This is a genomic window from Prolixibacteraceae bacterium (assembly GCA_019720755.1).
Classification (GTDB): Bacteria; Bacteroidota; Bacteroidia; order Bacteroidales; family Prolixibacteraceae; genus Halosquirtibacter; species Halosquirtibacter laminarini.
Genome location: CP081303.1, coordinates 2,615,563 through 2,641,177 on the forward strand (window position 1 = coordinate 2,615,563; position 25,615 = coordinate 2,641,177).

The following is a 25,615-nucleotide window of genomic DNA, read 5'->3' on the forward strand; positions in this document are numbered from 1 at the left end:
TATCTTATATATGAAAGATCGATTAACCTTGGTAGCTGTTGATACCGATAGTCTCCATCTTGCGATCCACCTTCTTCACCAAACCTTGAAGAACCTTACCAGGTCCAATTTCTGTGAAAGAGGTAGCACCGTCTTTAATCATATTCTCTACTGTTTGTGTCCATTTCACCGCACCAGTCAACTGTTTTACCAAATTCGCTTTAATAGCTTTTGCATCTGTTTGAGGCAAAGCATCCACGTTTTGATAAATAGGACAAGTAGGCGCTGAAAAGTTTGTTGCCTCGATAGCAGCCTCTAATTCAACACGAGCAGGCTCCATAAACGGAGAGTGGAATCCCCCACCTACAGGAAGTTTCAATGCACGACGAGCACCCTTCTCTTTAAGAATCTCACATGCTTGATCAATAGCAGACTCTGCACCAGAAATAACCAGCTGACCTGGACAGTTGTAGTTCGCAGGAACTACCCCTTCTATTTCAGCACAAACTTCTTCCACAACATCATCCGAAAGGCCTACAATCGCAGCCATCGTAGAAGATGTCATCTCACATGCCTTCTGCATAGCCTGAGCTCTTTGAGAAACAAGCTTCAAACCATCTTCAAAAGACAATACTCCATTAACAACCAATGCTGAAAACTCCCCAAGAGAGTGGCCAGCAACCATTTCAGGCTTTGCATCTTCGCCAAGCGTCATTGTCAAGATGACAGAATGCAAGAAGATAGCAGGTTGCGTTACTTTTGTTTGCTTAAGCTGCTCGTCTGTTCCCGAGAACATAATATCCGTAATACGGAAACCTAAAATATCGTTTGCTTGCTCAAAAAGAGCTTTCGCTTCAGGACAGTTCTCATATAAATCTTTACCCATTCCAACAAATTGGGCTCCTTGACCTGGAAAAACAAATGCTTTCATTTTATTCGTTTTATTAAAAACTTTAAGATAAAAATGTAAAGTTCTTTTTATTTTGACTTAGAACAAATGTAAATCATTCATTGCGATCTTAGCTAATATTTAGACTACTTTTTTGTCTAAATAATAGAAAATAGACAATAAAAATGATCCTTTTTCGAATTTATGATAAATGTGATCCAATTAGTCGAATAAACTCAGATCGAGTTGCTTCATTTTTAAAGGCACCCGTAAAATCAGAGGTAGTAGTAACACTACTCTGTTTCTGCACTCCCCTCATTGACATACACATATGTTTGGCTTCGATCACTACTGCGACGCCCAAAGGATTTAAAGTACTATCAATACAATCCTTAATCTGGGTAGTCAAACGCTCCTGAACCTGTAGTCTACGAGAGAATGCTTCCACTACACGAGCAATCTTACTCAAACCCGTAATGGTTCCGTTAGGAATATACGCCACGTGCGCTTTCCCAAAGAAAGGAAGCATATGGTGTTCACATAAAGAGTAGAACTCGATATCTTTGACTACCACCATTTGGCGATAGTCCTCTTTAAACATCGCTGAATTTAATATTGCAGCAGGATCTTGTTGGTATCCTTGACATAAAAACTGCATCGCTTTCGCAACGCGTAACGGAGTCTTTTCTAATCCTTCACGATTAGGATCTTCCCCAAGAAGTTCTAAAACCTGTTGGTAGTGATCCGACAACGCTTCTGTAGTATCTGCCGAATAGTTCTCTATTTTCTGATACCCGTTGATCACCTCACTCATAATGGTTATCTTGTTTATAATTTATCTTCTTAAATGAAATCAGAGTGCAAATTAAGACCTTTTTTGTGAAAAACATGGCATCTATGTCATGAAAAACAGACATGATCCTCTTTAAAAAACAGTTATTTTACATCATTTGTTTCACAAAACAATCCATCCGAACATAACAGAGCAGCTTTTAAGCCCATATTGCACTTTTTTATTTATACTATAATTCAACAAGAATCTGCTGTTATTTGTTTCTCTTTATTTGCTACTTTTGAAAATCACCAACGAGGTACGAGTTATGAACAAAAAGTCGAAGCATATACTATTAGTAGCCGCGACAAAATTTGAGATCGAACGTATCACCCAGAAGTTCACTCATTCAGAAACACCGAACCATTTTCGGGACAGTCGATATCCAAACACTCTTTTTGAAACACTGATCACTGGTGTCGGTATTCATCCTACCATCTATCAGTTAACCAAAAGAGTAATGTCCCCATGCGAACCAGTTGATCTCATTATAAATCTGGGGATAGCAGGAGCTTTCGATATGAATAGAGCTCTAGGAGAGACTGTCCAAGTGGTAAAACAACAGTTTGTCGACTGGGGAGTAGCCGATTCAAAAGGATTTCTTTCAGTCTTCGATCTTCAATTTCAAAACCCCAACCAACCGCCATTCTCAGAGGCTACAATAACCAACCCTTTGACAATAGAGATGAAAAACCTATCTCAAGTATCTTCTATTACATCCAACACCTCGCATGGATCCATAGAGTCAATACAGATAGCGAAAACTCAAGCCCACGCAGATATCGAATCCATGGAAGGAGCTGCCGTAGCATTTGTAGCCAAACAGGAAAGTATCGACTACATAGAGATGCGAACCATCTCCAACCATGTGGAGCCTAGAGACCGATCTAAATGGAACATCCCATTGGCACTAGACAACCTTTGCACAAGTTTTTTTCAACTCTTAGAACATTATAAACAAATATAAATACTAGTATGAAGTTATCTTTAGGATTCTCAACATGTCCAAACGACACCTTTATCTTTGATGCCATGATACATCATAAGATCGATACAGAAGGATTGACTTTCGAGGTCGTGATGGAAGATGTAGAGGCACTGAACGACAAAGCATTTAAACAAGAACTAGATATCACCAAGCTGAGTTATCATGCCTTCTGCTATCTTACGGACCATTATCGTTTGATGAATGCAGGAAGTGCACTCGGAAGAGGCAATGGACCACTACTAATTTCACATAAAGAGCAGGTCGATCTACAGAATGGGGTGGTTGCAATTCCTGGCAAATACACGACAGCCAACCTACTTCTAACGGTTGCCTATCCACAGATACAACACAAAAAGGAACTGCTTTTCTCAGACATAGAACAATCACTCCTAGAGGATCAAATTGAAGCAGGAACTATCATTCATGAAAACCGCTTTACTTATTCCGAACGAGGACTGCATAAGATTGCAGATCTAGGAGCATTATGGGAATCCAGATCTGGACATGCCATACCACTAGGAGGAATCGTCACCAAAAGAGAATTCCCTCTCGAACTTCAGAAAAAAATCGATCGAGTGATGGCTCGTAGTGTACAATATGCTTTCGACAATCCAACCGAATCGGTGGCATTTATGAAACAACATGCCCAAGAGATGGAGCTAGAAGTGATGAAAAAACATATTGCACTCTACGTAAACCAATTTACCAAAGACTTAGGAGAAGAGGGAAAAACAGCAATCCTATTCCTCTTTGAAGAGGCCAAAAGAGTAGGTCTTATCAACACCTATCAAGAGGACTACCTCATCTCCTAATCCACGGCTCCACTTATTCCTTGTAATTTTACCTACAAGGAATAAGTGAAACCTTCTCTTTCATCACATTAGGCATCCCCTGACCAATAGAAGCTCCAACATAGGTAGGATCACAAACGGTAAATGCAGTCTTCTTATAATAGACTACATCTCCTTGGGCAGGCGAGAGATCCACAGCAACAAACATATGACCTGGCGACCACACTCCCACTGTTGGCAGCGAAACAAAATGATCGACAAGAAATGAGAACAACACCGAGCGGTCTTCACAATCACTAAAAGGATAGGCAAACATCTCCTCCACATAGAAATATTTCTCTTTTCCGAACTGCTCCACATCTCTCTTATATGGGAATGCATGCTGTACAAACGAAAGGAGGAAGTCGACCTTCTCTTTGGGAGTTTCTAAGGCTGACACAACAGGCTTCAACTGTTTATCGATACTCTGAATCATCTCCTCTGTAACAGGCGTTGAAAAATGCTCTTGTACCGCTATAGGAGGATAATTTTTATAGAAATCAATCAAGTTCTTGTTGTAAGTAAAATCAAATTTATAATCCTTCTTCTTATAGGCAAATGCTACAGGGATATTTTTGTTAGACTCACTCAATAACATGGCATTCGAGAAGGTCATTTTTAACGGCGTGTTCGCCCCCTTAAATTGATCCTCATAAATATACCAAGAACCACTATAGTTCGAAGTCATGTAGTACTGATTCTTTCCAATCATCATCGAAAGCTTTCGATAGACCTGCACATCGGTCGCATACATCATGGCTATCTCATCATCATGATATGCAAGGCGCACGTCATAGGACTGCTCCAACAACACATACCATGTCCAAAGCGTCTGCAACGATTCCGAGTCTTTAAAAAGATAAGTAGAGATATCTTTGATCAGCATATAATAACCATAGTCGTTTAGTTGATAAGAATCTCTAAGCTCTTTTAACGATGCAATATCATCAGAGACATCCATACGGCTCCACTTCTTATAGACATTCGCTATCGCCTCCTCTTTGGATTTCCCGTCAAATGCAACCTCAGTCCATCTATTGAAAGTTTTAAAAAAAATATACGATCCATAGAATGAAAATCCAACTCCTGTCACATTTGCTTCATAATTGCCATCATCTGCCTTTGCCCATGGAATAAGAAACTCTTCTTTCTCTTTCTCAACCTTCGTAGTAGACAGAACCACTGTTTTAGGGATATAGATACGATCGATATGTTTGATCTTCTTAGTCTTTCGTTTTATACGCTTAGGGGTGGTGGTCGGAACCTCTTTCGGCTTCACTTCCTGAGGCATAGAATCGGCATGAAAAGCCTTTCGCTTCATCCAATCTTCTATCAGATAGTTTGCAAAAGACTCTCTTTCTCTCTTTTTATATAATTCCAAAGCAATTGCCGCTTCATTTAGCCCATTTTGTTGCTGCTGCTTCTGTCTCTTCAGACCTTCCTGTTGTGCCTTTTTAAACTCCTCTAGTGTCTGGCAAAAGACGGGAGAAACTGTCAGAAGTATCGCCAATAAAAATAATATTTTACGCTTCATAGATTCTGGGTTTGTTAAATACAGTGTAAAATACAAAAGAAATGCTACTACGACAACTATTTATTTAACTAAACCACTAAAGCTATCTGTGAATCAACAGAGTAAAAAAAGATTATCAGATATATTATTTCATAAAACGTAGAGACAACGGAATTGCCTTTTCTCACGATATAAAACTTTATACACCTCAAATGTCTCCACAAGAAAGGATGATTTTATAATTGAACCCGAACAAAGTAGAACAAATGTAAATAGCAAATTAATCGAAGAGAGATACACGAAATAACGAATCTTCGACACAGGTTATAGATATATATATAAAGAACGAGCACCCTTCTCTGAACTCTGTCTTGCTCCGAAAACACCAAAGAATCGATAGGGGATTCAAGGCTGGATTGGTTACCCTTCCTTTACCCTTCCTTTACCCTTCCTTTACCCCTAGAGTAACCAAAGGGTAAAGAACCTCCGAGAAAACCATAAAGGAACTTGCCTTAAAACCAAATGAAAAAAGAGGGAAAAAAATAGAAAGGGAGATGAATAATATCGTGAAACTGTACCTACAGTTGTGTGCTAAAAGTCCCTTTTAAAATAAGCAAACTTCAACAGAAGTTACAAAAATACAAACAACAACAATCCTTAAAAGGGAAACATCTGATATTCGGTACAGTCTCAGGATATTACAAAAGAACAATATAAGTGATATATTGGTTCTAAAATATTCAGAAAAATCTATTTCTAGCTTTTCTATATAAACTACAGTAATGTAATGTTACCAATAATTCACTGTTCAGTAAAATCGTTTAACTCTTTTTTCTAAAGTTTGGCATTCATACATATCACTTACTATAATTATCCTTATAGAAGATTTGAATGTGTTAACATAACTAAAAAAACAACACAAGATTAAAACCATTAACCTTTTGTTGTTCAATAAGCTAAACACACCGATCTTTCGTTGACAAAGATATTTAATAGCCTATTATTTCATTGCTATTGCTATCTATTTACACTATCAATAATTTTGAGGTGATCCTCTTTACGAAAGAACATTACTATTTTCATTCATTAACCTTTTAACATGTCGTTACGACAAAATCAATTTATGAATATAATAAGAATATTTTCGTGGATATTTATCACATTGTTTCTTTTCTCCTGTACAAAAACAGAAGAAAACACCTCTAGTATTGAACACTATATTAATGTCATTTACGACAAAAATGTAGCGATCTCAAGTCAGTATAATAGTGAAGAGTTAGGACCTCATGGATACAAACATAAGGTATACTATAACAATGGCTATCTCTATTATGGTACGACTTACAATGAACTAGACAGTAAGGGATCTGCTTCGCAGTTATTAAAAATAAATGCTGAGACAGGAGATATCGAGAATATGGTAGCTCTTAGTAGCTGGGGTGGTTGTCAGGATATGGTTTTCTACAGCGGCAAAATTATCACCGCTTTTAGTGGATACACCTATACACGTGTTATGGATCAAAATACACTAAAGAACATCCGAACTGTCAAAGGAAATTTTACAGATGTAGATGGAGAGACTAATACAATACCCCTTTTTAAAGCTCTTTCTGTTTTCGACAACAAGATTATCCTTACTTCCGATAGTCAAAATAGGGCAATTGTTTTCGATATCGATAAATTTACAGAAGCTCCAACAGATGGGGTCCTACTTGTCGCAGAATCACAAATTGGCACCAATAGTGAATCGGAAGTTGCTGCATCACAAAAGAGTGCAGAGAGTTTGAATGCACCTTTTAAATCAGAAGTGATCGGCAATTACCTACTCATTGCGGATAAAGACAAGATAAACGTATATGATAGAAACCTGACTCTTGTAAATAGCATCACTAAAATTAAAGATGTCAATAGAGACAAAACGATAAACTATACAACTGCAAATTTTGATTTTGCCCAAACCTCTGAGAACTCCGCTTTTATGAAATTCAAGAGTGAAGGAAAGTACTATCTAATGTTCTTCAATATCGACCAGATATTAGAAGGAGATACCCTTTCTGTATTCTATTGTGAATCCAATGGAGATGCAATCATCGATGCCAGTAAAGCAGTAAACCCGATCACTATCAAGAACAAGATTATTTCTAATGACAACGAAGGAGGCGTAAACTATTATGATATCTCTGAGTTTAAAGTGGTTGTAGAGTAATCGTAAAAAATTAAAACATAAGAGATGAGACAATTAAAAAACTATATACTTTCGTTATTTACTATCTGCTTAATTTTCAGCTGCTCCAAAGAAGAAATAACGAATCCAAGAGACTTCTCAAAGATTCAGACTCTAGAATCAGAGACACCATCGACCATCATTAATGATGGAGATACATGGGAATTGGCATCGAACTATCAATTCAAAATTTCCCAATCTATTTTCGTTACCCATATAGACCAGAATCATTTTAAGTTAACGAGTTTGATTCCAATGGACATGAGCAATGTCTATATCACCATGAAGCTTTTCAGCACAGAGATCATATTGGGTAAAATAGATCTTATTCCTGGATTAACCGAAATGACTGTAACCTATCCTTTCGCAGAGGGTAAAAGAACATTTTTCAGTACGGATTTTAGAAAAGTGACTCTACCAGATGATTTTGCACTACCAGCAAAACCGGAGAGTATGTTTTACAAGTTCTCTTTTATGGGAGAACCAGATAACGAAAAGATGAATATTCTGAAATCCATCACTTGTGACTGGAAGATTAACCTACATAGAAAATATGGTAAAGATATTGAACATGCAGAGGATAATGGTGTAAGCACAAACCGTCCAGTTCAATTTCGTCTTTGGTTGATGGCAATCATGAATACAGCATACATCTTTTCTCAAGATGAATTTGAAGATATATTAAAAAAACAACGCTTCTATTACTGTACAAAAGGGAGTCCAGTGTACGACAAAACAGCACCAGAAAATGCATATGTATATAAAGGAAATGGGTTTACTTGGGGGACCAAATATATGGGGAAAACTTATATCGAATCCAAAGAGGCAGTAGATGCCATTCTTTATAATCTTAAAAATGATTTTCACCTTGAGCTAGGAAATGCAAGAGGAGGCGGATCATATGGTGGGGGTGCTGGAAAAGGAGGACCTCTAATTATCTGGCCAAACTCTATTCGCAATTTTCATAAATGTCAATTTGTAGGCGTACCTTACAAAGATCTGAAATATAATGATCCAATCTTAAAAGAAGAGGTATATTTCCTTCCTGATTTCTACTACGAAAAAGGGCCGATGGCTGTTCTTGCACACGAAATTGGACACTGTCTCGGATTTGGACACAATTCCAACTGGTGCTCTACAGGAAGAGTCCAACCTATCGGAACAGAGTTTGATGAGAAGCCTGGAAGATATGGATTTCCTGCAGCAGCAAACTATGTAGCAAATAAAATGATCACGGAGAAAACCCTCTTTATCAACAAGGAAGATTATTACAGACAAAAAGATTTCGACTACGATATAAAATCGCTTCCTGATGGTTCTCCATACACAACTATTCCTACTTATATCGATGGATACTACGACAACAAATAACAAGATTCACATAACACCTTTCTATAAAACGACCACATGATCAGATCGTGTGCAGTCCATAGCATGGGGCATAAAAGGTTGTAGTCCTCTAATGGTACTACAACCTTTTTTCTTTCTATCAACATCCGAAAAAACCGATAGTACAATATCGAAGTGATCCCAACAATCCTATCGACAAGAAACCAATAACTTCATCTTCAACTACCTAACCTACAGGCCGTAAACTTATTTTACTTTTTTTTTATGATGGACAGAATGGTTGAAATTTGACAAAAACATTATCTTAGCATCCATACTAACAATATTAAATCAGTAACTTTTATGAAAAATCTGGTCTATACGATCATGCTATTATTAATGGCATCAAACTACTCTTGTGTCTCCAAAAAGAGTAAAGGAAAAGTGCAGCCAATGCATATTTTTATCCTTATGGGGCAATCAAATATGTCTGGATATGGCAACATGTTACCTCAAAATAAAAAGGTAGTAGATGGCATTTATTACATCCCACAATCGGAAAAGAATGATTTTAAATGGGAAGGTGCAAAACATCCTCTACATAACAGGACAAAACACGATCGATTCGGTCTAGGGCTTCCTTTTGCAAAAGAATATCTAAAAAAACACCCTGGGGTAAAAATTGGTTTGATTCCTGTTGCATGGGGAGGAGCAGGTATCGATATGCTTAAGAAAGGAACTGATGTATATACCGATGCCATAAACAAAGCAAATTTTGCAATCGCTCATCATGGGATTATTAAGGCAGTCCTATGGCACCAAGGTGAATCGGACACAGTAAATAAAGAATTGGCAGAACAGTACGAGAGTAAACTGACCCAACTCATTCAAGATGTACGTACAGATCTTAAAGCACCAAAGTTGCCTTTTGTTGTCGGCAATCTTGCTGAATTTTATGGAACAGGAAAAGATCATTGTGCACCAAAAAGGGTTTCCTATATCAATAAAGTGAAAAATACACTCAGAGAAATTCCAAAAAAGGTTCCAAATACTGCTTTTGTGGAGAGCACTGGAGGGGTGACATACGACCAAAACAATGTACACTTTAACAGAGAGTCCTATATTATGCTAGGAAAAAGATATGAAGTGAAGTACGAAAGTTTGGTAAAAGAGTGATTCGATAAGAGGCTGTTTCGAGTAGAAGTAGCCTCTATCCTATTCATCTTTTATACTCGCAGATACAATACGATTGAATTAGATTCTAGTGTCAGTCATTAGTCTTTGAAATCCCCCCTTTCATAAAAGCTTATTGTTTCAAACATAATCATAAAGCGATCTTTATATGAATTAATCCAAACAGTAGGGATGGATAATTATCACATAGATGATACTCCTTGATCAAAACCCTCTATACAATAAACAGTAAAATATAGAAGCAACACATTGACAACGATATACCAAAAAAATGGAATAATATTTTGGTACACATCACCTCCAATAGACATTAGCGATTCAGAAGAAAAACTGAAACCAATAGGAGATAATCCACCAACTCTTTACTTAATATTTTTAGAGCCTTTGTAATATTTGCCTCCACCGTTTTAATGGAGATATCTAGGTCTTCAGCAATCTCTCGATTCTTCAAACCAGATTCTCTACTTAAAAGAAATATATCTCGGCATCTATCCGGGAGATTATTCACGGTGTCGTTTATGATATTGTTAATCTCTTTGAAAGTGATCGAGGTAGTGTCTAAGTTTTTAAGTGCATCAATATGAATATTGGTTTGAAATAGTTTTTCTTCTCTATCTCGATACTTTAAACGAATTTTATTTTTGCGAATAAGGTATAGACTACTATTCTTGACTATTGTATAGAGATAACTTTGAAGTTGAAACTTATTATTGAAATGAGGATTTTTATTCCACAAAGTTACAAAGGCATCTTGCACAATATTCTTGGCATCATCAATGTCTATATATTCATTTGCAAAGCCCAAAAGTCTAGGGTACAATAATTCAAACACATCATTAAATGCACCTCGATCCTTTCTATTCAGTGATATAATTATATGTTCTAAATTATCATTCATGGCTTAAGTTTATTTATTGAAGTGATATTTTCCCATAAAAATCTTATCGTACAAATTTATTTTTGTGAGATCAGATTTAACAAGTAAACATTATTTTATGGATAAAAAGACCATCAAATTTGATTAAATATAAACAGATATGCAACTTTTATTAAATCTTTACAACATAAAGTCACAACCATTACTAAATTCCAAGATGGAATATCAATAACAAGATGGATGAACAAATTCATCTAAAAACGAATAAACAGCCCCCCTACACAACAAACGCAAAATGTTAATTATCTACATTTTACACAACACACCCTAAGTAAAACCTATCCAACCTCCGCTTCTCCCCACTTCTCACCTACTCCTACACACTGTTGTATCCGACGAACAATTAAGCAATTGTTGGTACAATAGAATTTATTTTGCTTCTGAAATAATACTTTTTTGGATAGTAGAAGATCTCTGACTTTGAAAAAAATAAAAAAAAATCATAGGGTATATAGATTTATGCGCATTGTATATACGTAGATAGATATATAAAACTCAATAATGAATAAAAAACAGATCTTTAACAATACAAACAAAAACAAATCAATTGAAGAAGATGAAACATTAAGAAACTGGATCTTATCATCGAAAGCCAATAGAGAAAAATATATTAAAGTGAAGAACCTTCAAGCATTATACAATGACGGAAGCGAATACACAAAATTTGTACTCGAAGGCTTAAATAGAACCCACGAGAAAATAGAACAAAGGAGAAGAAATATTACAATTTACCAAAAGGTATTTTCATATGTAGCAATCTTCATTATTGCACTAATAAGTGGATATCTTATTCCTAAAATATTCGATACGAAACAGACTAATTCCGAGGTATTAATTAGTGAAACCTATGTTGCAAAAGGGAGTAGATCCCAGATCACATTGCCTGATGGATCAAAAGTGTGGCTTAATAACGGATCAAAATTAATATATCCATCCTCATTTAACAAAAAGCATAGAGATGTCGAACTTGTTGGAGAGGGTTTCTTTGATATCGTTCACAATAAGGATATTCCATTCGTCATAAAGGTAGAAGATAATAATGTTCAAGTTCTTGGGACCAAATTCTTACTGAAAGCATATCCAACAGATCCTTTGATCAACATAGATCTTGTTTCGGGGTCCGTATGTTTTAATCAGAAAAAAAGCGAAGGAGATTATGATGACTATATGCTGACTCCAAATCACAGACTTACATTAAATAAAGAGAAAGAAGCAATACAAATTAAGCAGGCAGACCTTAAACTTTATGACTTTTGGACCAAAGGAACCTACTCATTCAGACAGACTCCATTTAGGGAACTAGTTAGTATTCTTAATCAGTTATATGGGGTACAGATTGAAATAAAAGGATCAGCACTGAAAGAACGGAAGTTTACGGGATCATTCTCTGTTGATGACAGTATTGATAAGATACTAGATGTATTCAAGAAGACATCTGTTGAGAACTCTTTTGACTATATAAAAAATGATAATAAAATCTATATCAAAATAAATCAATAAAAGCCTATGTAACAGACCATAAACAAACACAATTAAACTAACATCCCACACCTCTTAATTCGAAATAGAGGTTGTATTTAAACTTTAAAAATTGAATTTATGCATAAAATAATTCCCTCATTTAAGGGTAGCCTATACTCTTGTTCAAAAAAGATTGGACGGATATTGACCGTCTGCTTCATAATCCTTTCGATTACGAACAATGCATTAATCGCAAATACATATATCGGACAAAGAGTTAAGATTTCTGTCAATTTAAAACAGGTGAAATTATCTACATTTTTCACAGAAATTGAAAACAAAACGGACTTCCAGTTCTTTTACGATAGCAATGATGTAGATGTAGAAGATAAAATATCTGTATCAAAGGAGAATAAAGATATTGATAAGATAATGTCCTCTGCCTTCAAAAAAAGTAAGTACGATTACGAATTTGTGGATAGATATATCGTCATAAAAAGTAAAAGCCCGATAGAATCAAATACTTCAAAAGTATCACAACAAGTTAAAACGATAAAAGGAAAAGTCTCTGAAAGGAACGGCAATCCTCTTCCAGGAGTATCCATCTCTTTAAAAGGGACAACCAAAGGTATTGTATCAGATATAGACGGTAATTTCACTCTTAGTGGAGTCTCACCAAAGGATATCTTAGTTTTTAGTTTCATCGGAATGAAAACCAAAGAGGTTCTTGTTGGAAACATTAAGTCCTTTAGTATTACATTAGAAGAAGACGCTATTGGTATCAACGAGGTGGTAGCTATTGGTTATGGTAGTAAGAAAAAAGCAACATTGACTGGAGCCGTTTCCAATGTGAAAGCAGATGAAATTGAAAAGATTCCCTCTTCAAATGTCTCTGCAAGTCTATATGGTAGAATGGCAGGGGTGAATATCTCTTCACCAACAGGTACTCCAGGAGTTTCATCAAATATTCTTATACGTGCAAAATCAACTTGGAATAACACAAATCCAATATATGTTATTGATGGTATTATACGAGACAAAGCATCTTTTGATCGATTAGATCCTGTAGAGATAGATCAAATATCTATACTGAAAGATGCGGCAGCCGCAGCAGTATATGGTGCACGTTCAGCAAACGGTGCTGTTGTTGTGACGACAAAAAATGGGGCGGAAGGTGCTCCTTCCATCTCTTTTACAAGCTCATACAGTATCGAAGAGGTTAGTTATACACCTAAATTTATGGACAATGCGCTAGAAATAAATAAATTCTTTAACTCTTTTCTTAAGCCTGGTCAAAATGGATATTCTACTCAAGAAGAACTTGATTGGTTGGCAACACAAAATGGAGGAAAAGGTTGGAATTGGTTTGATGAAGCCAAAGAGAAACCAAGAGATCAACGTTATGCTGTAAATGTTAGTGGAGGGTCCAAAAAAGTACGATATTTTATGAGTGGTGCTTATTATGATCAAAAGGGTATCATTGATGCACTAAAGTACAACCGACACAATCTAAGAGCAAAGATAGATGTAGATATTACTGATAACTTGACTGTTGGATTACAACTAGCAAACGTTTCGTCCGAAAGAAGAAAATATAATTTCCAATATGACTACGGCAACGATGCATTGCCAGATGTATTCTCTAAGTTATTCTACTACAATTGGGACAAACCTCCTTATATAGATGGAAAACCTGTAAATATCGGTTGGGTTGGTCATCCAATAGAGTTGATGAAAAATTCGGGCTATTGGTTGCAAAACATTACGAGTCAGGAAGCAATCATGAACGCCAAATATAAAATACCATTTATCAAAGGCTTAACCGCAGGTTTTGTTTATAGTAAAAATGTTCGAAACACTTTGACCAAGTCTCTTTGGAAAAAACATACTGTATATAATTTCAAAACAGAAGGAGCAAATAATAAGATCTATACAAACGAACTGCTCGGCTCTCAAACCTCGTCATCGCCAAACAGAGAATCACTATATAATGGAGATGGGAAGTATGACAACTATCAAATGAATGCGAACCTTAACTTTAATCGCAAGTTTGGAGATCATAGCATTAATGCGAACTTTATCTATGAGCAAGCAGAAGGTAGTGGAAAAAGATTCACAGGAAAAAGATATGATTTTCCTCTCATATTCAAAGACCAATGGTTTGCAACAAGTTCAGACAATAAAGATTCATCGGTTGGTGGTTATGAATATGAAAATGGACGCTTGTCTTATATCGGAGTATTAGATTATAACTACAAAGAAAAATATATGATTAGTGGTTCGGTTAGACGAGATGGTTCCATGAAATTTGCTAAAGATAAGAGATGGGGATGGTTTCCATCAGGTTCTGCTGCATGGAGAATATCTGAAGAATCGTTCTTTAAGGACAATATTGAATTTATTAACTACATGAAAGTTAGAGGTTCGGTAGGTCTTCTAGGAGATGATAGTGTATCCCCTTATCAGTGGCAAGATACATATGCAACGGCTGGAGGTTTCTTATTTGGAGATGATAGCCATATTGGTAAAGCTCCTGGTGCACAATATAAAGGACTTCCAAATAAGAATATTACTTGGGAAAAATCATTATCTGTTAATTACGGTTTAGATATGTCGCTTTTCGACAGCCATCTTAGTATCACAGCAGAGTTGTGGAATCGTAAAAATTACGACATCTTAAAATCTAGAATTGTCTCTCTTCCAACTTCAGTAGGAGCTAGCATGCCAGATGAGAATTACGCAGAAATAAAGTCTCACGGATATGAACTAGAGGTAAGATACAACAACACAATAAAAGATTTAAACTATTATATCGGTGCAACATTTGCCTATGCAACCAATGAAGTAGTGAAGCTAGATGTGGCGGAAAATGTACCAGATTACAAAAACCCAATAGGCCGTAGTTTAGATTACGTTTATAGTGTTCAGGCAACAGATATTATCAGAAGTCAAGCTGAATTAGATGCACTTCCTGAAGACTATCGAATCTTTGGATACAAACCAACCCTTGGAATGATCAACTACGAAGACATTAGTGGACCAGAGGGAAAACCGGATAATAAAATTGATGCTTACGACAACCAAGTATTGGCCGATCATAGTATTGCTCCTTACAATGGGAGTGTACTTTTAGGTGTATCATGGAAAGGAATTAGTCTTGACATGGTAATACAAGGTGCATTTGGAAACAAAAAAATGTATCAAGGATTAGGTCGTCAAACAATAAGTCAGATACGACCAGCAGCCCATTGGAGAGATGCATGGTCAGAAGACAATCCAGATGGAGAATATCCTGTCGCAGGACATTGGCATAAACATCCAGGTTATATGGACTCCTCTTTTTGGTTAAAATCGGGAGCGTATATGAGACTGAAGAATCTGAACTTAGGGTATAAACTACCAAAATCATGGACCAAAGGGGCATTGGGAATTGAAGGAATTCAAGTGTATTTCAACACTACCAACCTATTTACTCTTAGTGAATTTACTAATAAAGGATGGTATGATCCAGAGCTTTCTAAAGGAGAAAACTATCCTAATATGAAGAAATATACTTTTGGTCTAAATGTAACACTTTAATAATCTGAAGATATGAAAATAAATATTAGATATATATTCCTAATTATCTCGGTACTATTCATTTCTAGTTGTGAGAAGGTATTAGACAAAGAGTACCTTGAAGCAATCAACCCAACTGATATCTGGAATCAAGAGAGCCTCTCGGAGGCTTATGTCAATAACTTTTATGCAAAGGTAATGCCTGGGTGGTCAATAGGGACAGGAACTTCATCTGATGAAGCATGCCATATCGGACAGATATCCAGTTTGCTTAATGGTACTGCAACCATCGATTCACATAACAATTGGCAATATAATAACATTCGTACAGTAAATATTTTCTTCGCAAATATTGATACTGGCTCTTTGACAGAAGAGGAGAAGAATCCCCTTAAAGGTCAAATGTATTTTTGGAGAGCTTGGATGTATGCAAGTATGGTAAATAGCTATGGTGGAGTCCCTTTGATCACAGAGGTACAAGATGTTTCTAGCCCAGATGTCTTTATGAAGAGAAACTCTACCACAGAGTGTATGACTCAGATATTTAAAGATCTAGACAATGCAATAAAATTTCTTCCAAACAATTGGAGTGGAAAAGATGTAGGTCGTATCGATAAAGTTGCAGCATTGGCATTCAAAGGTCGTATAGCACTTCGTTGGGCAAGTCCTTTATTCAATCCTACCAGAGAGATTGGTAGATGGCAAGAAGCTTATAATGTCAATAAAGAAGCTCAGAGAGTTGCACTGGAGAACGGAAAAGGTCTTTGTGATAAATTTAAAGACATATGGTATAATGAGCTCAATAAAGAGGTGATCATGGTTCGTCGTTTTCACAATCCAGGATCTACATACTTTGTTGGAGGTATTCGCCCTTTAATATACTCTAAAGACATGGCGCTCCAAGACACGCCAAGTCTTGAGTTGGCAAACGCATTCCCAATGAAAGATGGTAGTGATTTTGATCCTTCAGCAGGATATGCAAGTTTAAGTGCAAACCGAGACGATCGCTTTTATGCTACCATTGCATATAATGGATCTGATATGCATCTTGCAGATATGATAGAACAAGGTACTTTCCTATGGACCTATTATCGTTATTCAGCGACAGAAGAGGTTGGAAGTAGCACAGAAGGCTCACATATCTCAGCATCAAGCTTCTATCGTCAAAAAGGACAAGATCTACAAGTTAAGCAATCGCAAGTATATGATGCGACTCTTGATAATGTAGTGATAAGGTATGCAGAAGTATTAATGAATTTAGGAGAAGCCGCGAATGAGATTGGGAGACCAAATGAGGCACTAGATATTCTTCATCAAATAAGGGGCCGTGCTTCAATCGAACCAGGACCTGATGGCAATTATGGTATTACGGCAACATCCAAGGAGGAGATCCGTGAGGCATATTTTAAAGAGAACTTTGTGGAGTTTGCTTTTGAAGGGAAAAGATGGAATGAGTTGCGTCGTTTACGTAAATTCGATCATCTTAATTCTATTGGAAAACGTCATGGACTTAGATGGATTTTGAAAGATGATGGTTATGAACCGACAGGATATGATGATATTTCTACTCCTGAAATATATGAAAGATTCAAGATTGAGGTTCGTGAAACGGATGAGGAGAAAATTGAAATTCCAGATACATACTATTTTTATGCGATTCCAAGAAAGCATTTAGAACGCAATAGTAAATTGGAACAAACCAAAGGATGGGAAGGGGGCACATTCGACCCATTATTATAATAGTTTTTTTAACATTTGTTTTTAGGTCATCTCTAATGAGATGACCTATTTTTTTACCTTTGTCTAATACGCTTATTTAATGATGTATGAAGACCCTAATGACACTACTCATGAAGCACACCCTAGAGACACAAGACAGTCATTTTGAGACTGTTTTGGATATCCTTTCACAATCGTTTCCATTAGAAGAACGGAGGGATAAAGATTGTTTTATCACAGTCATGGAAGAAGACTGTTTCTACCCATGTTATTACCAGATTGGAGAAAAGGTCGTTGCTATTTTATTCTATTGGCGTTTTAAGGAGCTCTGTTATATCGAGCATTTTGCCGTTGGCAAAAAATTTAGAGGATCAGGTATAGGAGAATCAATACTTCAGCAATTTATAGATGAAATGGATATACCAATCGTATTAGAGGTTGAAAAGCCTATAGACATGAATCATTGGAGACGTATCTCATTCTATGAACGAAATGGGTTCTATCTACTGAAACAGGGGTACCTTCAACCTGCATATCGCTTGGGAGATAAAAAAGTAATGTTATCTCTGATGAGTTACCCTCTCCCGCTCGATAATTCATTAATTAATGAGTTTGTAACAAAATACCATCCCATCATATATCCAATCTTAGAATAGAGCTTCTGATCAGTACTCAAACCGATATATTAGAAGGAAAAAAAAAGAGATTCCATAGGAAAAGGAAGCGATTCTACCTACTTATTATTATTCGATCGATGGTTGTGACATTGCTCTTTTTAAAAAGATCTCAGATAAAAGACTCTAAAACGATACCAATACATTAGGTGGACTATAAATCTATCTTAATAATGCGAATCAAGAGTTGGATTTCATATCTAACCAAGTGGTTTAATTGCCTATATATTAGACATTTATATTGTTTTTATCCTTGAAAATCAGTATCTTATAGTTGTTTTCAAAGCGACTTTAAAATATGATAATCAAGGATAAAGACTTCAATTTAATAAAAATATACGATCTAATTTGTTATTATTTCGATGAATTAAGATATTATTGTGAACGATTTAGTAACAATAACTCCCCTTGCTTTACTGATCAAGAGGTGATGACAATATATCTTTTTGGTGTTCAATATCAAGAATACACCAAGATAAATCAGATTCATAAATTTGCAAGTGATTACTTGTCTGACTGGTTTCCAAATTTAGGATCTTATCAAGCATTTTGTAATCGCCTTAATCCTTTAGGTGGAGCTTTTACAAGATTGTCTGAGTTATTACTTGAAGACACTCAGCCTAATGATTGTATTATCGATCAATGTTTACTTGATTCGATGCCAATTATAACGTGTTCTGGCAAACGAAAAGGCAAGGTGGCCAATGAAGTAACCAATAAAGGCTATTGCTCTACGAAAGGAGTTTACTATTATGGCATGAAGCTTCATATGCTGGGGATAAGACGACAAGATGCTTTACCATTTCCAGAGCAAGTCCTTTTTACTCCTGCATCTGTGAACGATATTGTCGTTTACAAGGAGAGATGGTCAGAGATGCGGAACAGAACCTTCTTCGAAGATAAAATTTACATGCATAATGAATTTAACCAACAAGTGAAGAATCAGTATAATTCAGAAATGTTGACACCTATTAAGGCAATAAAAGGGATGCCCTTGATAATCAAACAAAGAATAAAAGCAGCAGACGATTTGTATAATAGAGCTGTATCTAAAATTAGACAACCTATTGAAGCAATGTTCTCTTGGCTAATCGAAAAAACAGATATACAAAGAGCTAGTAAAGTAAGGTCTACAAAAGGATTAATGGTACATGCATTCGGTAAACTAACTGCAACGTTTCTTAATTATGTTTTGAACCCTTGATTCGCATTAATAAAAGAAAAAGCAAAAAATAAGAATTTACTACGAGGAAAGGGTATTCATAAGGAATACCCACACGACACAACATACTGTATTTAAAAACATTGATGTCTTACAATGACTTTATATCCTATTGTATTGGTTCCCATTGAATAAATATTTACCTCAAATTAAAGGACCCTTATTGGAGGTACATCTACACACATGACACACTGTTATCCACTACATTGACCTATAATAAAAGCTTATTAAGAAGATCTTTCGTTTAATGACTCTTCCTAGAATATTGCATGAACTCTAAAACATGAAAGATACCGCCATAAATAAAAAGGATCTAGACACTTCCAAAATTTCTTCTCTTTATAAATTACAGTAACAAAAAAATTACACGATATAAAAAGATAAAAAAAGCAGTAATATAAAGAGTTCTAATTCTTTATATTACTGCTTCTATAAATGCTTAAACTTAATGAATTAGGCTCTTTTTTCAGATCTAATTTTAAGGAACAGACCAACAAAGATTAGAAAACTTCTATTTAGAAGTAATATGTCAATCCAATATTGATTCCTTGCTTACTATATGGAGAAGTAGTCTTAAGTGCCTTAGATGGATCTGGATTAGTAGAATCCACAGTGTCCACATAATCCACATTAACTGACTGTCCAGTAATTGCGGTAAAATTATCCAACTGATCCACTCCATTTACAGTAAACGTCTCAATAGTTGATTTTTTTCTCTTGATATTTAAGTATACTCCTTCAAGTTCAGCAAACATCGCGAACTTATCATTCAATCGATATTGTACACCCAATACGCCTGTGAAACCAATAGAGAAATCTCCATTAATCTTCTGCTCAATCTCAATAGCATTTGCTGTACTTGGATCTAAGCTACTAGATTCAACCATTGCATATCCACCCATTGGTAAAACGAAACCAACTTTAGTATAAAGACTCAACGTTTTGCTGTTTCCTGTACTCATAATGATAGTTGGTGCCAAACGATATTGGTTTGTGTATGCATCCGCTGACTGATAAGTCACCCCTCCTACTGAAACATTCTGAACATTTTGTTTTGCTCCTTTTAAGTAGGTAAAATCAAGCTCTGCACCAAGGTGATCTGTAAAGAAGTGACCGATAGCAAACCCGGCGATGGTTCCACCACCTAGAGAGGTAAAGATCTGCTCTTGTTGTCCATCAATAGAACTTCCCTGTCCCATATCAACATAGTAGCCATCTTTGGCAACACCCCATCCATATCCACCTTTGATTTTCACGTAAGTAGATTGTGTTTGTTTATTGTTCTCTTGGGCTTTGGTTTGAAAGGATAATCCTATCATTGCGAAAACTGCCAAAGCAGTTACGAATAGATTCTTCATATTTAATATAGATAAATAGTTTTTACATGATAATTATTATAACCTTCTAATAAATAGGTAATTATACAGTTACAAAACACCACAAATCTATAGGGAAGAATGGGTTTATCCTAATTCATTTCAACGACTTTACGTACCATAGACTCATCCATTATAATGGTCTATTTTTCGACATAATAACCATTGAACAAAAGGTTTAGAAATCTGCACTTTAGAAATTAATTAAGCATAATATAGGCACTAGTGTCAAATGTCCTTCATATTATTTTAACCTATTTTAACACATTAATTGAAATGACAGACAAAAGGAATAGACATACTAGAGTAAACAAAGAGTTGTACTTAAGAGAATCGATAAAAAGAGGACTATATGCTATAAAAATAAAACTTTGGGGACACTTGAGATAATAATTTATATAAAGATCTCTGATTTAAATTACCACTTTTATCTTTTTTTTAATTTATATTTACATTTAAGACATTTTTTTTTCACTTAACCATACAGATTAATGAAAACGATTCATCAAATTTCATTATTGCTTCTGTCTTTTCTTTTGATTGCAAGCTGTACGCAAAAGCAAAAGTATTCGACATTAACAAAGACTGACAAGAATGGGTATACCTATACGGAGGTAACAGACGACCCCACCCATTCACGTATTTATCAACTTGAGAATGGTCTAAAGATCTATCTTTCTGTAGATAAAACGAAACCAAGAATTCAGACCTATATCCCTGTACGTGCAGGTTCATCATACGATCCTAAGGAGACCACTGGTTTGGCTCACTATTTGGAGCATATGATGTTTAAGGGGACCTCTAAGATTGGTACATTAGATTGGGCAAAAGAGAAACCTCTTATTAACAAGATCTCGGACCTATATGAAAAACATAAAAACACGGAAGATCCTAAAGAGAAAGCTGCTATTTATAATCAAATCGATGAAGTATCTCAAGAGGCTGGGAAATATGCTATTGCAAATGAGTACGACAAATTGATGAGTATGATTGGTGCATCAGGAACCAATGCTTACACTTCAACAGACCGTACTGTGTATGTAAACAACATCCCATCAAACGAAATTGAAAGATGGTTACAGATTGAGAGTGAAAGATTCTCTGAATTGACTTTAAGACTATTCCATACTGAGATCGAAGCAGTATACGAAGAGTTTAACATGGGTCAAGACCGTGAGTCGACACAGGTATGGGAAAAACTAGGTAAGATGTTGTACCCAAATCACCCTTATGGTACACAAACTACTATTGGAGAGGCTGCTCACCTTAAGAATCCTTCAATGGTTAATATCAATAAATATCACGACAAATATTATGTACCAAATAATATAGCGATCTGCTTGTCTGGAGATTTAGATATGGAAGCAACTGTGAAATTGGTTGATAAGTATTGGGGAAAAATGAAGAAGAGTCCAATTGAACCAATCCAATATCCTAAAGTACCTGAATTGACAGAGATCAAAAAAGATGAGGTATATGGTCCACAAATGGAGATGTTCTATATGGCATATCGTTTTGGTGGCGAGGCATCAAAAGACTTCCAAATGGTTACGTTGATAGATATGTTGATGAGCAACTCGGTAGCAGGTCTACTTGACTTGGATATCAACCAACAACAAAAAATGCTTCAGTCTGGCTCATTCACAAACTTTATGCAAGAGTTTGGAGAACACTATTTCTATGCTGTTCCTAAACCAGGACAGACTTTGGAAGAGGCTGAGAATTTGATTAATCAAGAGATCGACAAGATTAAAAAAGGGGATTTCGAACCTTGGTTGCTAAAAGCGGTGGTTAATAACATGAAAATTGCAGCGATTGAAGGAAGAGCTAGTGGAGAAACTGCAAATGAATTTGTATCTTCTTTTATCTCTCAGAGACCTTGGAATCAATATGTAGATTTTTGTAATGAAATGAGCAAAATCACTAAAGAGCAAGTAATGCAATTTGCCAAAGAGCACTACAACAACTATGCGATTGTTTATAAACGCAAAGGGGCACTTAAAGGGATTACCAAGGTGGACAAACCAAAGATCACTTCTGTCCCTATCAACCGTACTGCGAAATCTGACTTCGTGAAAGAAATTGCTGCAGAAAAAGTTCCTAGACTTAAACCTGTTTTTATCGATTATAAAACAGCCGTTCACAAAGAGGCTATTAATGATCATGTGTCTTTATATGCAAACAAAAATGAAACAAATGATCTTTTTACTTTGAGCTATCGTTTTGATATTGGCAAATTAGCGGATAAGAAGTTGGATATTGCGGCACAATTAATGGAGTATCTTGGAACAGATAAGATGAGTGCAGAAGCTTTTAAGAAAGCGATATACAAAGAGGGTATTTCTTTTAACTCATGGTGTTCAGGTAAATATCTAAACGTAACAATTAGTGGTCTTAATGAGAATATGGATAAAGGAATCCAATTGATTGAAGATTACCTGAAGAATGTTGCTCCAAATCAAGAGGCTCTTGACAACTTGGTAAATGATATATTGAAGATTCGTGAGGAGAATAAAAATGATAAAAACACAATTTTCAATAGAAACCTACAGCAGTATGCACTTCATGGAAAGCATAATGTAACTACTGATATTCTTACAGAAAAAGAGTTGAAAGAGTTGAAAGCGGAAGATCTTATCGTCTATATCAAAAACCTAACAACTTATCCTCATAAGATCACCTATTATGGTCCTAAAGAGAATGGTGAAGTGGTTAAAATATTGAAGAAAGATCACTTCTGGGCTACCAATTATCTTCCTAAACCAGAGATGAAAGACTATACATATGTTGCAACTAATGAAAACAAAGTGTATTTCGTTCATTACAATATGGTACAGTCATTCATTAAATTGATCAATAATAAGGGCGTTGTTCCTGTAAAAGACTTCCCTAAATTGACGCTTTTTAATGAGTATTATGGTGGTGGTATGGGATCTATCGTATTCCAAGAGATCAGAGAATCTCGTGCATTGGCATACTCCGCATGGTCATATTTTACAAAACCACACGACAAAGGAGATCCTTCACTTCTTTATGCTAGTATCTCGACTCAATCAGATAAGTTCGATGACGCTTTAAATGCAATGGATGAAATCCTAACAGATATGCCACTTTCTAAAGTTTCTTTTGAAACATCTAAAGAAGCTATCATTAAAAAGATTGAATCTCAAAGAATCCTTGGAGAAGATTTGATCTATCAATATCTTAACAATGAGAAAATGGGATATGATCATGATTTAAGAAAAGATGTATATAATTACGTACAGACAGCAACATTAGAAGATATAAATAAATTCTTTAATGACAAAGTAAAATCAGATCACTATACGATTATCGTAGAAGGAGATAGAAACAAACTAACACCAAAACGCCTAGGCAAATATGGTAAAGTAGAACAACTATCCCTGGAAGAGATCTTTAACTACTAAATAGATACTAAAAGGCTGTCTTTACGACAGCCTTTTACAACTTATAACTGAAATACTAATCCTAAACTAAAGTCTCCCTGAACCATGACAGAAGTGGCACTTACTCCAATAGATGAATAAGATCCGCCTCCTCCGAAACCGACCATAAAACCAGCTCCATCAAAATACATCGGCATTAACAATCTCCCTTGGAGTCTTAATCCTACTCTATCATTAAGGTAATACTTCACTCCACCTCCTAAAGCCATAGAGAAAAGGGATGTATCAGAAACTTTATCATCTTTCGAATTTAATAATGTTGCACCGACACTGATCAGTCCAAATGGACGAAGAGCTCCTCTCTTCATATAGTGCAGGTAACCAACTTGAAAATAATCGACACTTAAGTTATAACTACCACTTTTTAAGATACCATAGCTGTTAAAGTCGGCACGTGTATCCATTCTAGAATAAGAAAACTCGGCATCTCCATCAGGGTGTAAATGAACCCCAACGGCACCACCATACATCATATCATCACGGATATTTAGTTGTCCTTGAACAAAGTCGACTTTTCCTCCAAATTGAAATCCTATCATCGGAGTTACTTCAAATCGACTATCGGTAGTAGTTTGTGCTTTTTGTACGTTAGCATAAGTGTTACTTTGGTAAAACCCTTGTGAAAAAGCAACACCTACCCATGTGAACGTTGCTATAATAGTTAATAGATATCTTTTCATAATGCTTGTTGTTTAGATAATGGAACAAAAAAAAGCTTGTAAAGGTTCATCTCCTTTACAAGCTCAGTATTGTATATGATATTGTATATGATATTGTAATCGCTTATCGATACTGCATCAGTGGCATATTCTCATATATCTTCATCTCTACTAATAGATCAATCTGTCGATCAATCTGGAGAAAACGAATAGCATATACAGGCGACATCTTTTTAGAGATAATTTTAAAATATTTCTGCCTTAATGCGGTTGCCTTTTTGCTCAATTTAAATTGTTCTAGTGCAATCTTCTTCGCATCATCCTCTTTAATAATCAAATACTCATCTGCATATTTCTTCAGAATTTTAATTCTTTGATCCATAATAACAGACTTCTCATTTTGGTATTTGTTATAGATAGGCCAAAAGATATCTGCCTCATCAGACACCAAGTTCATATTCTTACGAACAAGATCTTTCTTCTCTGTTTTTAATTCACTTTTAATAATCTCTAATTCTCCTTTGGTAACTTGTGCAGTTACAGAGGAGACTATTAATAGTAGAAAAGAGATCAATAATAATCTAAATTTATTAAGCATAATATTATATTTTTTAATTTCTTTGTAAACAATTCAAAGATAGATAGGGTTCATTTTTATAAAAGTTAAATAAATATTATTAACCATAATATTTTACAACAGTATCAAGAAATAAAAAGAACGAACCTTTTTTATTCATACTTTTTTAAGTATATTTATATTTAAC

General features: G+C 35.5%; 18 protein-coding genes. 11 read left to right on the forward strand and 7 right to left on the reverse strand.

Annotation, left to right across the window (positions count from 1 at the left end; all coding sequences use genetic code 11):
• Nucleotides 1-22: 22 nt before the first annotated feature.
• Nucleotides 23-910 (reverse strand): ACP S-malonyltransferase, encoded by an 888-nt coding sequence (gene fabD / locus K4L44_10245; protein QZE12968.1) that lies wholly within the window; start codon nucleotides 908-910, stop codon nucleotides 23-25.
• 160 nt (nucleotides 911-1,070) lie between these two features.
• The gene (gene folE, locus K4L44_10250; GenBank protein QZE12969.1) at nucleotides 1,071-1,682 is read right to left on the reverse strand and encodes a GTP cyclohydrolase I FolE; all 612 of its coding nucleotides are present in this window, start codon (nucleotides 1,680-1,682) and stop codon (nucleotides 1,071-1,073) included.
• Nucleotides 1,683-1,968: 286 nt separating this feature from the next.
• On the opposite strand from folE, the gene mqnB reads away from it, so the two are divergent.
• Both mqnB and K4L44_10260 read left to right on the forward strand, forming a co-directional pair.
• On the forward strand, nucleotides 1,969-2,667 hold the full coding sequence (gene mqnB / locus K4L44_10255) for a futalosine hydrolase (protein QZE12970.1): 699 nt from the start codon (nucleotides 1,969-1,971) through the stop codon (nucleotides 2,665-2,667).
• A gap of 8 nt (nucleotides 2,668-2,675) precedes the next feature.
• Nucleotides 2,676-3,500 (forward strand): 1,4-dihydroxy-6-naphthoate synthase, encoded by an 825-nt coding sequence (locus tag K4L44_10260; protein QZE12971.1) that lies wholly within the window; start codon nucleotides 2,676-2,678, stop codon nucleotides 3,498-3,500.
• A gap of 28 nt (nucleotides 3,501-3,528) precedes the next feature.
• Here the strand turns inward: K4L44_10260 and K4L44_10265 are convergent, their stop codons facing one another.
• On the reverse strand, nucleotides 3,529-5,052 hold the full coding sequence (locus tag K4L44_10265; GenBank protein QZE12972.1) for a hypothetical protein: 1,524 nt from the start codon (nucleotides 5,050-5,052) through the stop codon (nucleotides 3,529-3,531).
• 1,102 nt (nucleotides 5,053-6,154) lie between these two features.
• On the opposite strand from K4L44_10265, the gene K4L44_10270 reads away from it, so the two are divergent.
• From K4L44_10270 to K4L44_10280, 3 genes are all read left to right on the forward strand, one after another.
• Complete coding sequence (locus K4L44_10270) at nucleotides 6,155-7,237, forward strand: hypothetical protein (GenBank protein QZE12973.1); 1,083 nt, start codon at nucleotides 6,155-6,157, stop codon at nucleotides 7,235-7,237.
• 24 nt (nucleotides 7,238-7,261) lie between these two features.
• Nucleotides 7,262-8,626, forward strand: a complete 1,365-nt coding sequence (locus K4L44_10275; GenBank protein ID QZE12974.1) for a hypothetical protein — start codon at nucleotides 7,262-7,264, stop codon at nucleotides 8,624-8,626.
• Between the two features lie 321 nt (nucleotides 8,627-8,947).
• On the forward strand, nucleotides 8,948-9,760 hold the full coding sequence (locus K4L44_10280; protein QZE12975.1) for a sialate O-acetylesterase: 813 nt from the start codon (nucleotides 8,948-8,950) through the stop codon (nucleotides 9,758-9,760).
• Between the two features lie 328 nt (nucleotides 9,761-10,088).
• Here K4L44_10280 and K4L44_10285 read toward each other — a convergent pair whose 3' ends face one another.
• The gene (locus K4L44_10285) at nucleotides 10,089-10,676 is read right to left on the reverse strand and encodes an RNA polymerase sigma-70 factor (GenBank protein ID QZE12976.1); all 588 of its coding nucleotides are present in this window, start codon (nucleotides 10,674-10,676) and stop codon (nucleotides 10,089-10,091) included.
• Between the two features lie 540 nt (nucleotides 10,677-11,216).
• Here K4L44_10285 and K4L44_10290 point away from each other — a divergent pair.
• The 5 genes from K4L44_10290 to K4L44_10310 all read left to right on the forward strand — a co-directional run bounded on the left by K4L44_10290 (nucleotide 11,217) and on the right by K4L44_10310 (nucleotide 19,331).
• A complete protein-coding gene (locus K4L44_10290) occupies nucleotides 11,217-12,215 on the forward strand; it encodes a DUF4974 domain-containing protein (protein ID QZE12977.1) in 999 nt (332 codons plus the stop codon).
• 99 nt (nucleotides 12,216-12,314) lie between these two features.
• A complete protein-coding gene (locus tag K4L44_10295) occupies nucleotides 12,315-15,755 on the forward strand; it encodes a TonB-dependent receptor (GenBank protein ID QZE12978.1) in 3,441 nt (1,146 codons plus the stop codon).
• Between the two features lie 12 nt (nucleotides 15,756-15,767).
• A complete protein-coding gene (locus K4L44_10300) occupies nucleotides 15,768-17,474 on the forward strand; it encodes a RagB/SusD family nutrient uptake outer membrane protein (protein QZE12979.1) in 1,707 nt (568 codons plus the stop codon).
• A gap of 110 nt (nucleotides 17,475-17,584) precedes the next feature.
• Nucleotides 17,585-18,109 (forward strand): GNAT family N-acetyltransferase, encoded by a 525-nt coding sequence (locus K4L44_10305; protein QZE12980.1) that lies wholly within the window; start codon nucleotides 17,585-17,587, stop codon nucleotides 18,107-18,109.
• A gap of 316 nt (nucleotides 18,110-18,425) precedes the next feature.
• A complete protein-coding gene (locus tag K4L44_10310; protein ID QZE12981.1) occupies nucleotides 18,426-19,331 on the forward strand; it encodes a transposase in 906 nt (301 codons plus the stop codon).
• Nucleotides 19,332-19,864: 533 nt separating this feature from the next.
• On the opposite strand, the gene K4L44_10315 is transcribed toward K4L44_10310, so the two are convergent.
• Nucleotides 19,865-20,707 carry a porin family protein gene (locus K4L44_10315; protein QZE12982.1) on the reverse strand — a complete coding sequence of 281 codons (843 nt, stop codon included), beginning with the start codon at nucleotides 20,705-20,707 and terminating at the stop codon, nucleotides 19,865-19,867.
• Between the two features lie 509 nt (nucleotides 20,708-21,216).
• On the opposite strand from K4L44_10315, the gene K4L44_10320 reads away from it, so the two are divergent.
• The gene (locus K4L44_10320) at nucleotides 21,217-24,153 is read left to right on the forward strand and encodes an insulinase family protein (protein ID QZE12983.1); all 2,937 of its coding nucleotides are present in this window, start codon (nucleotides 21,217-21,219) and stop codon (nucleotides 24,151-24,153) included.
• A gap of 41 nt (nucleotides 24,154-24,194) precedes the next feature.
• Here the strand turns inward: K4L44_10320 and K4L44_10325 are convergent, their stop codons facing one another.
• Nucleotides 24,195-24,872: a hypothetical protein gene (locus K4L44_10325; GenBank protein QZE12984.1), complete on the reverse strand. Its 678-nt coding sequence runs from the start codon at nucleotides 24,870-24,872 to the stop codon at nucleotides 24,195-24,197.
• 103 nt (nucleotides 24,873-24,975) lie between these two features.
• A complete protein-coding gene (locus tag K4L44_10330; GenBank protein QZE12985.1) occupies nucleotides 24,976-25,449 on the reverse strand; it encodes a hypothetical protein in 474 nt (157 codons plus the stop codon).
• Nucleotides 25,450-25,615: the final 166 nt, after the last annotated feature.